We start from the raw sequence: 12,276 nt of genomic DNA, 5'->3' as shown, positions 1-12,276 counted from the left end.
CATCTCGGTGGGCGCTGATGCCGCTTCACCTGTCTCCAGGCATGCACCAAGGCGGTCCCTGTTGGCTTCATAGGAGAGACTGGCCCGAAACAAATGTGGGAGCGGGCTTGCCCGCGATGCGCCGCGCGGGCGGCGCTCGATCTTATAGGCGCTGAAGATCTCGCGGCATGCACCTGTTAGCCCTCGCGCGTTCAACTATGTCCAATCCGCCTCGTGCGCAAAGAACGCCTGCGCATTCGCCTCCAGGCTCTCCAGGTGATACCCCCCTTCCTGCACGATCAGGCAAGGCAACCGCAACGCCCGAATCCGCTCACCCAATTCAGCAAACCCTTCAGTCGTCACCGCCACCTTGCTCTGCGGATCCAGCTCGTAGATATCGAACCCAAGCGACAATACCAGCACCTCGGCGCCAAAGTCCTGCACCGCAGCCAGCGCAATTTCCAGCTGTCCCATGAAGTCCGCCTGGCTGGCGCCATGGGCCATCGGCAGGTTGAGGTTGTACCCCTCGCCCGCGCCACTGCCGCGTTCATCCTCGAACCCGGCCACACCCGGATAGAAGTTGGTCGGGTCACCATGGGTCGACACGTACAGCACGTCATTGCGCTCGTAGAAGATCTCCTGAATCCCCTGCCCGTGGTGCATGTCGGTATCGAGAATCGCCACCCGGCGGTAACGGCTGCGCAAGGCCTGGGCGGCCACGGCGGCATTGTTGATGTAGCAGAACCCACCGGCCGCATCGAACCGTGCGTGGTGCCCCGGCGGCCGGCACAGCGCGTAGGCTGCGGGCTCGCCATCAACAATGGCCTTGGCCCCGGCCACCGCGCTCTGCGCCGACCAGTACGCCGAACGCCAGGTGTTTTCACCCACCGGGCAGCTGCCATCGGCCAGGTAGCGCCCCGCCTGGGCTAGGATGCCGCGCAGGGCGTTGGGCTCGCGCACGAAGATGTTCGACATCACTTCGTCACCCCAGTCCTCAGGTACTTCCTTCCAGCGCGCATGGGCCTCTTCGAGGAACGCCAGGTAGGCCTCGCCATGCACCGCCTTGAGCGGCGCCAGGCCGGCATCGTCGGGCTGGCGGATGTCGAAGCCCAGGTCCTTGGCCGCCTGCAGCAGGCGCTGGGCGCGTTCGGGGACTTCCTGCGGGGTGCGCATGGCGCCACGCGAGTAGTAGCTGCGCGGATGGTGCAGCAGCTGTTCGGGGTGGAAGTAGCAACGCATCAGGCTTCTCCTTGTTCGACTTGGCCGGCGCGGGCCAGCACGGCGTTGAGCAATACGTCGACGCCCTGGCGGGCATCCTCGGGCAGCACGTCTTCGGCTTCGTTGTGGCTCAGGCCGCCGACGCAGGGGATGAACACCATCGCCGTCGGGCAGTAGCGGGCCAGCAGGATGGCGTCGTGGCCGGCGCCGCTGACGATGGACTGTTGCGCATAACCCAGGCCATCCACCGCCTGCTGCACGGCGGCCACGCAGGCGGCGTCGAACGGCGTGGCCGGGCTGACCCAGTGGCGCTCGATGCGCACCTGCAGGCCGCGCTGGCTGGCGATGGCCTGCAGCTTCTCGGTCAGGTCGCGCTCCATGGCCTCGATGGCTTCGTCACGGTGATGGCGCAGATCGACGGTGAAGCGCAGCACGCCGGGGATGGTGTTGCGCGAGGACTTGGCGATCGACAGTTCGCCCACGGTGGTCAGGCCTTCTGGCGCAAAATCCGCCGCCAGTTGCTCGACCGCCTGGATCATCCGCGCGGCGCCATACAGGGCGTCCTTGCGCAGCGGCATCGGTGTGGTGCCGGCGTGGGCGGCCATGCCTTCGACGGTCACGTCCAGCCAGCGAATCGCCTGGCCACCGCTGACCACGCCGATGGCCTTGGCGTTGTCTTCAAGGATCGGGCCTTGCTCGATATGCGCCTCGAAGTAGGCATCCACCTGGCCACCCAGCGGGCGCTGGCCGGCGTAGCCGGTGCGCCGCAGTTCGTCGGCGACACTGACGCCATCGGCATCACGGATGGCCAGGGCCTGGTCCAGCGCCAGGGTGCCGGTGAACACCGCCGAGCCGAACATGGCCGGGGTGAAGCGGGCGCCCTCTTCATTGGTCCAGACGGCGATCTCCAGCGGCTTGCGGGTCTGAATGTTCAGGTCGTTGAGGCGGCGCACCACCTCCAGGCCGGCCAGCACGCCATAGACGCCATCGAAGCGGCCGCCTTCGGGCTGAGTGTCGAGGTGGCTGCCCATCATCACCGGAGCAGCAGCCGGATCGCTACCGGCGCGGCGGGCGAACAGGTTGCCGATGGCATCCACGCTCAGCGTCAGGCCGGCCTCGCGGCACCAGTGGCTGAACAGTTCACGGCCGGCCTTGTCTTCGTCGCTCAGGGCCAGGCGGCAGCTGCCGCCGCGGGCGGTGGCGCCGATTTCGGCCATGGCCATCAGGCTCGCCCACAGGCGTTCGCCATTGCTTTTCAACATGTGCGGGTACTCCACAATCAGAGGAATCGATCAGGCCAGTTCCAGGCGCTGACTTCGGGCGTACTGGCGTGCCAGGGCCAGCACGCAGACCAGCGAAATGCTGGCGATGAGGCTGTAGAACGCCGCCATCGGCCACCATTGGCCGGTAAAGGTGTGGGCCAGCCAGGTGCCGATCAGCGGTGTCAGGCCGCCCGCGAGGGCGCCGCACACTTGGTAGGCCAGGGAAATCGCGGTGTAACGTACGCGGGTGTCGAACATGCCGCTGACGTAGCCCGCGATCACGGCGTAGAACGAGGCCATGCAGGCCGCCGCCAAGGCGATGCCGAGCACTATCATTGGGCCTTGGCCAGAGCTGACCAGCACGAACATCGGGTACGGCGAGCCCATCGCCAGCAGCGCGACCAAGGCCAGGAAGCGGGTGGCGCCGAGCTTTTCCGACAGCCACGCGGCCAGCGGCTGCACGCAGAACTGGATGATCGCCACGAAGAACAGGCATTCGAGGATCAGCGAGCGCTCCAGGTGCAGTTGCTGGGTGGTGTAGCTGATCATGAAGGTGTTGGTGAAATAGACCCCGGCAATGCCCAGGGTGTTGGCACCGATGCAAAGCAGCAGTGGGCGCCAGGCGGTGCGCAGCACTTCCAGTACCGGCGCCTGCTCCTTGCGCTGAGCCCTCGCCGCCTGCTCGCGGCTGGCGATGAATTCGGGCGACTCGTTGACCCCCAGGCGAATCGCCAGGCCCACCAGCAGCAACAACGCGCTGGCCAGGAACGGCACGCGCCAGCCCCAGCTCATCAGGTCTTCCTCGGGCAGACGGGTCACTGCGCCAAAGGCCAGCAGCGACAGGATCAGGCCCGCCGGGCTGCCCAGCTGGGCGAACGAGGCAAAGAAATTGCGCCGGCCCTTGGGCGCATGTTCACCGGCCATCAGCACCGCCCCGCCCCACTCGCCACCCACGGCGATGCCCTGGATCACCCGCAGGATGATCAGCAGCACCGGCGCGGCGACACCGATCTGCGCGTAGGTCGGCAGCAGGCCGATGCACACGGTGACGATGCCCATCATCAACAGGGTGATGACCAGCGACTTCTTGCGTCCGATGCGGTCACCCACATGGCCGAACACGATGCCGCCCAGCGGCCGGGCGAAAAAGCCCACGGCGAAGGTGCCGAAGGCGGCCATGGTGCTGAACAGGCTGTCGTCGGAGGGGAAGAACAAGGCACCGAACACCAAGGCGGCGGCGGTGGCATAGATGTAGAAGTCGTACCACTCGATCATGGTGCCGATGAACGCGGCGGCGGCGGCACGGCGCGGCTGGGGCGAAGCGATGGGCTTCATGGGGGCTCCTTTGCTTGTTTTTCTGGCAGGAGTTAAGGGTCACGGCGGCGCTCTGGTGGCGCATGGCCTTTTGATCGGTTTTTGGCTTCTTCGCGGGCTCGCCCGCTCCCACAGGGATTGCGCAAGGCCCGCAAACGCTTCAGTACCTGTGGGAGCGGGCAAGCCCGCGAAGAAGCCAGCACCGATACAACAAGCCTCAATGACTGCGATTTATCGTCCCCGGGCTATGATTAGTCAATTTTCTATTTATTATTCGCACTATTAGCCCTGCTTATCATCGAGCCAGCCATGTCCGACCGCCTGCTCAACGACCGCCTCGACTGGAACCTTCTGCGCACTTTCCGGGTAATCGGCCAGGAGTTGTCCATCAGCCGCGCCGCCGCGCGCCTGCACTTGACCCAACCGGCCGTGAGCCAGGCGCTCAAGCGCCTGGAGGAACAGCTTGGCCGCCAGCTGATTGCCCGCCGCGGGCCTCGCTTCGTGCTCACCGACATGGGCGAACAACTGTTCCAGCTGGCCGGTGAGGTGTATGGGCAGATGTCGCAGATCAGCGGCCTGCTGGAGCAGCCGGCGGATGAACTGGTGGGCAAGGTGCGCTTGCTGATGATCAGCCGCATCGTCAGCGAGCGGTTCGATGATCTGCTGGCGGACTTCCATCGCCAGCACCCACGGGTGGACCTGGAAATCGACGTGATGCGCAGCTCGGACATCGTCGCCGCCTTGCAGGAAAAGACTGCCACTGCGGGCCTGAGCCTCAACCGCCGGCCCCAGCCACGCCTGGAGCAGCGCCTGTTCCTGCGCCAGCGCTACGCGTTTTTCTGCGGCAAGCACCATGCCCTGTTCGGCCAGGCCGAGGGCGATCTGCAGCGGGAAAATTTCGTCAGCTTCACCAGCGACCAGATTGGCGGCATGTTGTCGCCGCTGACCATTTTCCGTGACCAGCAAGGGTTTTCCGGGCGGATCGTGGCGTCGTCGCCCAGTCTTGAAGAGGTGCGTCGGCTGGTGATCGCCGGGTTCGGCATCGGCTGCCTGCCCGAGCATGTGGTGGCGCCGGATGTGGCGGCGGGGCTGCTGTGGAAGCTGCCGCCTGCAGAAGGGATTGCCGATGTGGATATTCACCTGCTGTGGAACAGGGAACAGCGGTTGAGCCGGGCTGAAGAGGTGTTTATCGAGGCCTTGCAGGGCGGCCTTTTCGGCGCGGTCACCTAACGCGTTTTAGCGGCTCGGTAAACCTCGCTACGCTCACGTTTGCCAACCGACACCACCACTACAACGATCCGCTCATCTTCGACTCTGTACACCAGTCGATAACCTGAAGCTTTCAGCTTGATCTTGTAGTGGTTCGGCAGGTCACGCAGTGCATCGGCCTGGACCTTGGGGGACTGCAAGCGTTCGCCGAGCTTTTTCTTGATCTGCTCGCGCACGGTGTGCCCAAGCTTGCCCCACTCCTTCATCGCAGAAGGCAGAAACTCGAGCTTATAAATCATCCAGAGTTACCGGTACGCCCTTTTCACCCAGCCTCGACTTGGCCAGCTCGGTTAATTCAAGATCCTCCAGACGCTCCATCATGGCTTCGTACAGTTCGGCAGGCACCATGTAACCCATAACACGATTGTGATTGAGCACAGCGACGGGCATACCCGCAGCACCTGTCATCACCGCGGATGGGTTCTTTTTCAGCTCCGACACGCTTACGGCCACGTCAGCGAAAATATTCTGCATGAATTCAAACCTCAATAAAGAACGATATTTTGGTCTATTTACAGGACACAAACAAGTCTCAACTGTTCAGAGAGCTGTCGTCGGCGGGCTTGCTATGCGTTCCTACAGCCTTTGAAAAACACACTTGGATCCCATCCATTGACAGAGTATGCTCTTGAGATAGCTCTGTGCCATCACCCAGGCCGTCATACCTGGTCTTCAAGGACGAAACTCCCGTGCCCAGCCACCCGACCCGCCACACCATCGCCCGACAATGGCAGTTACTGAAACTGCTGCCTGACCGCCACCCCGGGATGAGCTCCACGCAATTGCAGGCCGCACTGGCCAGGGCCGGCCACAAGACCAGCAAGCGCACGGTCGAGCGCGACCTCAACGAGCTGGCAACGCTGTTCCCGCTGCACTGCAACAGCAAGGGCATGCCCTATGGCTGGTACTGGCAGCCAGGCCTGAGCCTGGATGAGGCCGAGCAACTGCAACCCGATCAACTCACCCCCTCGCAGCAGATCGAACTGCAGGCCTGGGTCGACGATGGCCTCGCGCGTCGCTTGGAAGACCAGCCGCTGTCCGAGGACATGCGCCTGGCCCCGCATGACAAAGGCGGTGCGATGCTCGCGGCCACAGTCGAAGACAGCCGTGCGCTGATGGGCTGGCTGCTGTCCCAGGCCGGCTCGATCCGGGTCAAGGCACCGGAAACATTGCGCGTGTCGATGGTCGAACAGCTGCGCCAGAGCCTGGCGTTGAACGACGATGGCTATTGACGCTGCCGCACATCGGTCCAGCGGCTCTCTGCTCGACATCTCCCACAACATGAGATGAGCCGCCTTACAGTGAGGTTCCTGCAGGATTACTAGCATCGGCACTCCCTTGATCAAGCGAGTGCCCCGACCATGCTTTCGACCCGCCCCCATCGCCCGGCATTGACGCTGCTGTGTGCAACCGTTCTTGCAAGCCCCGTGCTGTTCGCCATGCCCCTGACCCGCGACAACGGCGCAGCGGTCGGCGACAACCAGCACTCCCAGACTGCTGGCAACACTGGCCCGACCTTGCTGCAGGATGTGCAGCTGATCCAGAAGCTGCAACGCTTCGACCGCGAACGCATCCCCGAACGCGTGGTGCACGCCCGCGGCACCGGCGCCCATGGCGAATTCACCGCGTCCGAAGACCTGTCCGCGCTGACTTCGGCGCCGCTGTTCACGCCGGGCGAAAAAACCCCGGTATTCGTGCGTTTCTCGTCGGTTGTGCATGGCCTGCACTCGCCGGAAACCCTGCGCGACCCGCGAGGCTTTGCCACCCGGTTCTACACCACGACGGGCAATTGGGACCTGGTCGGCAACAACTTCCCAACGTTCTTCATCCGCGACGCCATCAAGTTCCCGGACATGGTCCACGCCTTCAAGCCCGACCCGCGCAACAACCTGGGCAACGACGCCCGGCGTTTCGACCTGCTCTCGCACATGCCGGAGGCTACCCGCACCCTGACCCTGCTGTACTCCAACGAAGGCACGCCAAAAAGCTATCGGCACATGGATGGAAACAGCGTGCACGCCTACAAGTTCGTCAACGCCAACGGTGAACCCACCTACGTGAAGTTCCGCTGGAAAAGCCTGCAAGGGCAGGAAAACCTCGACCCCAAGGCTGTCGAGCAGATCCAGGGCAAAAGCTTCAGTCACATGACCGAGGACCTGGTAGGTGCCATCGCCCGTGGCGACTATCCCAAATGGGACCTCTATATCCAGACACTACGTCCTGAGCAGCTGGCAGCCTTCGACTTCGACCCGCTGGACGCCACCAAGGTCTGGCCGGATGTGCCCGAGCGCCGGGTCGGGCAGATGGTGCTCAAGCGCAATGTCGACAACTTCTTCCAGGAAACCGAACAGGTCGCCTTGGCACCGTCCAACCTGATCCAGGGTATAGAGCCCTCCGAAGACCGCTTGCTGCAGGGCCGACTGTTCTCCTACGCCGACACCCAGATGTACCGAGTCGGCGCCAACGCCAGCAGCCTGCCGATCAACCAGCCGCGGGCGGCGGTCAACAATGGCAACCAGGATGGCGCACTCAACCCCAACCGCACCCGTGACATGGTCAACTACCAGCCCAGCCGCCTGCAGCCTCGCAGCACCACCGACTCGGCACGCTACAGTGAACTGGCCTTGAGCGGCCCCACCCAGCAACGGGGCATCACCCGGGAGCAGAACTTCAAGCAGGCCGGTGACCTTTACCGCGCCTATTCGAAAAGCGAGCAGCGCGACCTGGTCAACAGCTTCGGTCAGTCGCTGGCTGTCGCCGATGAGCAGAGCAAGCACATCATCCTGTCATTCCTGTACAAAGCCGATGCCGATTACGGGAGCAGGGTTACAAGAATTGCGGGAGGTGACCTGAAGCGGGTCAAGGCTCTGGCTGCCGAACTGCAGGATTGAAGTTTGCAAGCCCGGCCAGCCTCGCCCGATAGCTGCCCGGGCTCTGCCCCGTCCACTTCTTGAACGCCCGGTGAAATGCACTGGGCTCCTGGAAGCCCGCCTGCTCGGCAATCTCGGCGATGCTCAAGGTGCCTTCGCGCAAGCGCTCGAAGGCCATCGCCCGGCGCACTTCATCCTTGATCTGCTGGTACGAATGCCCTTCACGCTCCAGTTGGCGGCGGAAGGTGCTGGCACTGATCCCCTGCTGCTCGGCCATGGCTGCAAGCGTCGGCCATTGCCCATAGCGGCGTGCGCGCAAATGGCGATAGACCTCGGCCACCAGCCCGTTCTGATTGCGAAAACGGATGACCAGGCCCTGGGGCGCGCTGCGCAGGAAAGTCTTCAGGCCTGCCAGGTCCTGCACCACCGGCAAGCGCAACCAGGCGCTGTCGAACTCGACTTCGGTACGCCCGCTGCCCAGGCGCAAGTCCGGCCCCCACAGCAGCGGGTCGTCGTCCTGGGCCGGGCGCGCCACCGCCAGCTCCGTGCGGTCGATGGCGATGCGCCGCCCGGCCAGCCAGCACAGCAGGCCGATCACCAGCACCAGGTAAGTTTCCTCGGCATACACCTGGGTCAGCGGGTCGGCAATCGTCGACTGTACGCTGATGACCGCACGCCCACCGCGCAGCGTGAGATTGCCGCGCAGGTCACGCAGGAACAGGGCGAAACTGCTCATGCACTGGCGCAGCGCCTTCTCCAGGTTGGGTTCCTGGATCAAGCCACGGCAGATCAGGGCAAAACTGCCCAACGGCATGCCGTGGCTGTCGAGGCGGAAGAACTCGTCTTCCAGCAGCTCGATCAATTCCAGCCACAAACCGGCGAAAGCCTTGGCCGGCACCCTCGCCTGTGGCTGGCTGAGTACGGCCGGGTCGATGCCCACGCCGCGCAGCCGCGCCTCCAGCACGTCGGGCTGGCCGCGCAGGGCATGCAACATGGCATTGAGAAAGTACACCGCGACCGAATCGCTATCGCGCATGGCGGAATTCGCTGTCTATGCTGAGTGGCAAAAAATGCCAGGTTGACTGAACAGATCCGGCATAGGCTGCAACAGAGCCTTTGCCTAGACTCGAACCCACCTTGGGATCGCCGGCCATTCTCGCAGAGCCTGGCCCGCTCCCGCCATGCCTTCGCAATCGGAGCCTCTATGAGCAGCGCAGAAATCTACGTCGTCAGTGCCGTCCGTACCGCCATTGGTGGTTTCGGTGGTTCCCTCAAGGACCTGCCACTGGCCGACCTGGCCACCGCCGTGACCCGCGCCGCCATCGAGCGTGCGGGGGTGGCCGCCGACCAGATCGGCCACGTGGTGATGGCCAACGTGATCCCCACCGAACCACGCGATGCCTACCTGTCGCGGGTCGCAGCGATGAACGCTGGCATCCCCAAGGAAACCCCGGCCTTCAACGTCAACCGCCTGTGCGGTTCGGGCCTGCAGGCCATTGTCTCGGCCGCCCAGTGCCTGCTGCTCGGCGATGCCGACGTGGCCCTGGCCGCCGGCGCCGAGTCCATGAGCCGCGGCCCGTACCTGCTGCCCCAGGCGCGCTGGGGCGCGCGCATGGGTGACCTGCAAGGCATCGACTACACCGTCGGCGTGCTGCAGGACCCGTTCGAACACTTCCACATGGGCATCACCGCAGAAAACGTCGCCGCCCAGCAGGGCATCAGCCGCGAAATGCAGGACGAACTGGCCCTGACCAGCCAGCGCCGCGCCGCCCGCGCACAGGCCGAAGGCCGCTTCGACAGCCAGATCGTGCCGCTGGAGCTGAAAACCCGTAAAGGCACCGTGCAGTTCGCCGTCGACGAGCATGTCCGCGCCGATGTCACCGCTGAACAACTGGCCGGCATGAAGACCGTGTTCAAGAAGGACGGTACCGTCACCGCCGGCAACGCCAGCGGCATCAACGATGGCGCCGCCGGCCTGGTGCTGGCCACCGGTGACGCTGTGCGCCGCCTGGGCCTGAAGCCCCTGGCGCGCCTGGTGGCCTATGCCCACGCCGGCGTCGAGCCGGAGCTGATGGGCCTTGGCCCGATCCCGGCGACCCGCAAGGTGCTGGAAAAGGTCGGCCTGAACGTTGCCGACCTGGATGTGATCGAGTCCAACGAAGCCTTCGCTGCCCAGGCCTGCGCCGTGGCCCGCGAGCTCGGTTTCGACCCGGAGAAGGTCAACCCGAACGGCTCGGGCATCTCGCTCGGCCACCCGGTCGGTGCCACCGGCGCGATCATCGCCACCAAGGCCATCCATGAACTGCAGCGCATCCAGGGCCGCTACGCCCTGGCCACCATGTGCATCGGCGGCGGCCAGGGCATCGCCGTGGTCTTCGAGCGCGTCTGAGGGGCTGAACCATGACGATTGAACAGATTGCCGTAATCGGCGCCGGCACCATGGGCAATGGTATTGCCCAGGTGTGCGCGGTGGCCGGCTACCAGGTCCTGCTGGTGGACGTTTCCGACGCCGCGCTGGAGCGTGGCGTGGCCACCCTGAGCAAGAACCTGGAGCGCCAGGTCAGCAAGGGCACGCTCGAGGCCGAGCGCGCCGAGGCCGCGAAAACACGTATCCGCACCAGCACCGACTACGCCCAGTTGAGCCGCGCACAGCTGGTGATCGAGGCTGCCACCGAGAACCTGCAGCTCAAGCAACGCATCCTGCAGCAGGTAGCGTCCAACGTGGCCGCCGACTGCCTGATCGCTACCAACACCTCGTCGCTATCGGTGACTCAACTGGCGGCCAGCATCGACCACCCTGAGCGCTTCATCGGCGTGCACTTCTTCAACCCGGTGCCGATGATGGCCCTGGTCGAGATCATCCGCGGCCTGCAGACCAGCGACAACACCTACGCCCAGGCGCTGGTGGTCACCGAGAAGCTCGGCAAGACACCGATCACCGCCGGCAATCGCCCGGGGTTCGTGGTCAACCGCATCCTGGTACCGATGATCAACGAAGCGATCTTCGTGCGCCAGGAAGGCCTGGCCAGTGCCGCGGACATCGACACCGGCATGCGCCTGGGCTGCAACCAGCCGATCGGCCCGCTGGCCCTGGCCGACCTGATCGGCCTGGATACCCTGCTGGCGATCATGGAGGCCTTCCATGAAGGCTTCAACGACAGCAAATACCGCCCTGCCCCGCTGCTCAAGGAAATGGTCGCGGCCGGCTGGCTGGGGCGCAAGAGCGGCCGCGGCTTCTTTACCTACTGAGGAGCGCACGCCATGCCCCCGCTCAATGCCGCCATGCGCTGTGCCAACTTCGAAGAGCGACGCGACCGGGCCATGGCGCTGTTCGCCGAAAAGGGCTTTGGCCAGGTCAGCATGCGCGAACTGGCGGCGCATGTCGGCCTGACTGCCGGCTCGCTGTATCACCATTTCCCCAGCAAGCAGGACCTGCTGTTCGACCTGATCGAGGAGCTGTACGAGGAGCTGCAGGCGACCCTGGAGCAGGGTCGCCGAGCCATGGCCCGAGGCGGCTCGGCAATGGCCTGCCTGATTGCCGCGCACTGGCAGCTGCACGCCGAACGGCCGATGCAATTTCGCCTGGCGGAGCGGGACCTGTGCTGCCTGAGCGAAGCACAGCAGGCGCGCCTGGGGTTGCTGCGCAAGCGCTATGAGGCGGGGTTGCTGCGCCTGATCGCACCGCGGGCGACGTTGCAGGGCGAGGTATTGGTGGCAACCGCGCATGTCGTGGCGACACTGCTGAACCAGTTGCCGGGGATGCTCAAGGGCTTGCCAGAGGAACAGGGGCTGGGTTTGATGGAGAGCCTGCTGGTTGGCGGGATCGAGCGGACCCTGCGTTGAACCTGTACCGGCTTGTTCGCGGGTAAACCCGCTCCCACAGGTACTGCACCACCTTTGAAATCGGTGTAGGAGCGGGCCTGTTCCGCGAAGAGGCGGGAGCAGGCTAACGCAACAGGGCCTGGATCTGCTCGTGCAGGGTATCGAGGTCGAATGGCTTGGCCAGGATCGGCGCCTTGCGCGCGATCGGGCTGCCGGATTCGAGGATCTCGGCCGGGTAGCCACTGATGAAGATCACCTTCAGGTCTGGCCGCAGCTTCACCGCAGGTTCGGCGATGTCCACCCCGGAAATGCCACCCGGCAAGCGGAAGTCGGTCACCATCAGGTCCAGGTGCGGCTTGCTCGCCAGAATGGCGAACGCCTGTTCACCGTCCTCGGCCACCAGCACGTGGTAGCCCTCACCCGCCAGGTAGTCGTGCAGGATCATCCGGATTGCCGGTTCATCCTCGACCACCAACACTACATCTTGTGCATCTTCACTCATGTTAACGCCTTGAATGCTTGCCGTTGGCCAATGTGACCTC

General features: G+C 64.4%; 13 protein-coding genes. 6 read left to right on the top strand and 7 right to left on the bottom strand.

The genetic code is table 11. The features are described 5' to 3' along the window. Positions 1 to 195: 195 nt before the first annotated feature. Genes ACTORR_RS26260 through ACTORR_RS26250 form a run of 3 tightly spaced genes read right to left on the bottom strand, consistent with a single transcriptional unit; the run spans position 196 to position 3,794 of the window. Complete coding sequence (locus ACTORR_RS26260; RefSeq protein ID WP_054883207.1) at positions 196 to 1,218, bottom strand: histone deacetylase family protein; 1,023 nt, start codon at positions 1,216 to 1,218, stop codon at positions 196 to 198. Next, on the bottom strand, positions 1,218 to 2,459 hold the full coding sequence (locus ACTORR_RS26255; protein WP_313365667.1) for a Zn-dependent hydrolase: 1,242 nt from the start codon (positions 2,457 to 2,459) through the stop codon (positions 1,218 to 1,220). Before ACTORR_RS26255 ends, ACTORR_RS26260 begins: the two co-directional genes overlap by 1 nt. 30 nt (positions 2,460 to 2,489) lie before the next feature. Continuing rightward, positions 2,490 to 3,794 (bottom strand): MFS transporter, encoded by a 1,305-nt coding sequence (locus ACTORR_RS26250; protein ID WP_313365668.1) that lies wholly within the window; start codon positions 3,792 to 3,794, stop codon positions 2,490 to 2,492. Positions 3,795 to 4,082: 288 nt separating this feature from the next. Between ACTORR_RS26250 and ACTORR_RS26245 the strand changes: the two genes are divergently transcribed. Beyond that, a complete protein-coding gene (locus tag ACTORR_RS26245) occupies positions 4,083 to 5,003 on the top strand; it encodes a LysR family transcriptional regulator (protein WP_054883210.1) in 921 nt (306 codons plus the stop codon). Here ACTORR_RS26245 and ACTORR_RS26240 read toward each other — a convergent pair. Together ACTORR_RS26240 and ACTORR_RS26235 are read right to left on the bottom strand one after the other, a co-directional pair. After that, complete coding sequence (locus tag ACTORR_RS26240; RefSeq protein ID WP_054883211.1) at positions 5,000 to 5,281, bottom strand: type II toxin-antitoxin system RelE family toxin; 282 nt, start codon at positions 5,279 to 5,281, stop codon at positions 5,000 to 5,002. The genes ACTORR_RS26245 and ACTORR_RS26240 overlap by 4 nt on opposite strands. Continuing rightward, the gene (locus ACTORR_RS26235; RefSeq protein ID WP_054883212.1) at positions 5,271 to 5,516 is read right to left on the bottom strand and encodes a type II toxin-antitoxin system Phd/YefM family antitoxin; all 246 of its coding nucleotides are present in this window, start codon (positions 5,514 to 5,516) and stop codon (positions 5,271 to 5,273) included. The genes ACTORR_RS26240 and ACTORR_RS26235 overlap by 11 nt, the downstream gene beginning before the upstream one ends. 215 nt (positions 5,517 to 5,731) lie before the next feature. Between ACTORR_RS26235 and ACTORR_RS26230 the strand changes: the two genes are divergently transcribed. Together ACTORR_RS26230 and ACTORR_RS26225 are read left to right on the top strand one after the other, a co-directional pair. After that, a complete protein-coding gene (locus tag ACTORR_RS26230; RefSeq protein WP_099814564.1) occupies positions 5,732 to 6,274 on the top strand; it encodes a WYL domain-containing protein in 543 nt (180 codons plus the stop codon). Between the two features lie 207 nt (positions 6,275 to 6,481). Beyond that, positions 6,482 to 7,933, top strand: a complete 1,452-nt coding sequence (locus ACTORR_RS26225; RefSeq protein ID WP_262110390.1) for a catalase — start codon at positions 6,482 to 6,484, stop codon at positions 7,931 to 7,933. On the opposite strand, the gene ACTORR_RS26220 is transcribed toward ACTORR_RS26225, so the two are convergent. After that, the gene (locus ACTORR_RS26220; protein ID WP_099814562.1) at positions 7,902 to 8,948 is read right to left on the bottom strand and encodes an AraC family transcriptional regulator; all 1,047 of its coding nucleotides are present in this window, start codon (positions 8,946 to 8,948) and stop codon (positions 7,902 to 7,904) included. The two genes, ACTORR_RS26225 and ACTORR_RS26220, sit on opposite strands and share 32 nt — an antisense overlap. Positions 8,949 to 9,116: 168 nt before the next feature. Between ACTORR_RS26220 and ACTORR_RS26215 the strand changes: the two genes are divergently transcribed. Genes ACTORR_RS26215 through ACTORR_RS26205 form a run of 3 tightly spaced genes read left to right on the top strand, consistent with a single transcriptional unit; the run spans position 9,117 to position 11,755 of the window. Next, positions 9,117 to 10,301 carry an acetyl-CoA C-acyltransferase family protein gene (locus ACTORR_RS26215; protein WP_313364820.1) on the top strand — a complete coding sequence of 395 codons (1,185 nt, stop codon included), beginning with the start codon at positions 9,117 to 9,119 and terminating at the stop codon, positions 10,299 to 10,301. 11 nt (positions 10,302 to 10,312) lie between these two features. Further along, positions 10,313 to 11,161 (top strand): 3-hydroxybutyryl-CoA dehydrogenase, encoded by an 849-nt coding sequence (locus ACTORR_RS26210; RefSeq protein ID WP_054883217.1) that lies wholly within the window; start codon positions 10,313 to 10,315, stop codon positions 11,159 to 11,161. A 12-nt stretch (positions 11,162 to 11,173) separates the two neighbouring features. Further along, the gene (locus tag ACTORR_RS26205) at positions 11,174 to 11,755 is read left to right on the top strand and encodes a TetR/AcrR family transcriptional regulator (RefSeq protein ID WP_054883218.1); all 582 of its coding nucleotides are present in this window, start codon (positions 11,174 to 11,176) and stop codon (positions 11,753 to 11,755) included. Positions 11,756 to 11,858: 103 nt separating this feature from the next. On the opposite strand, the gene ACTORR_RS26200 is transcribed toward ACTORR_RS26205, so the two are convergent. Beyond that, positions 11,859 to 12,236 carry a response regulator gene (locus tag ACTORR_RS26200; protein ID WP_054883219.1) on the bottom strand — a complete coding sequence of 126 codons (378 nt, stop codon included), beginning with the start codon at positions 12,234 to 12,236 and terminating at the stop codon, positions 11,859 to 11,861. Positions 12,237 to 12,276: the final 40 nt, after the last annotated feature.

The sequence above is a fragment of the Pseudomonas sp. SAR267 genome, assembly GCF_052077595.1.
GTDB lineage: Bacteria > Pseudomonadota > Gammaproteobacteria > Pseudomonadales > Pseudomonadaceae > Aquipseudomonas > Aquipseudomonas vlassakiae.
The sequence above is the reverse complement of the archived record's forward strand: the minus strand, read 5'-3'. Positions and strand labels throughout refer to the sequence as shown.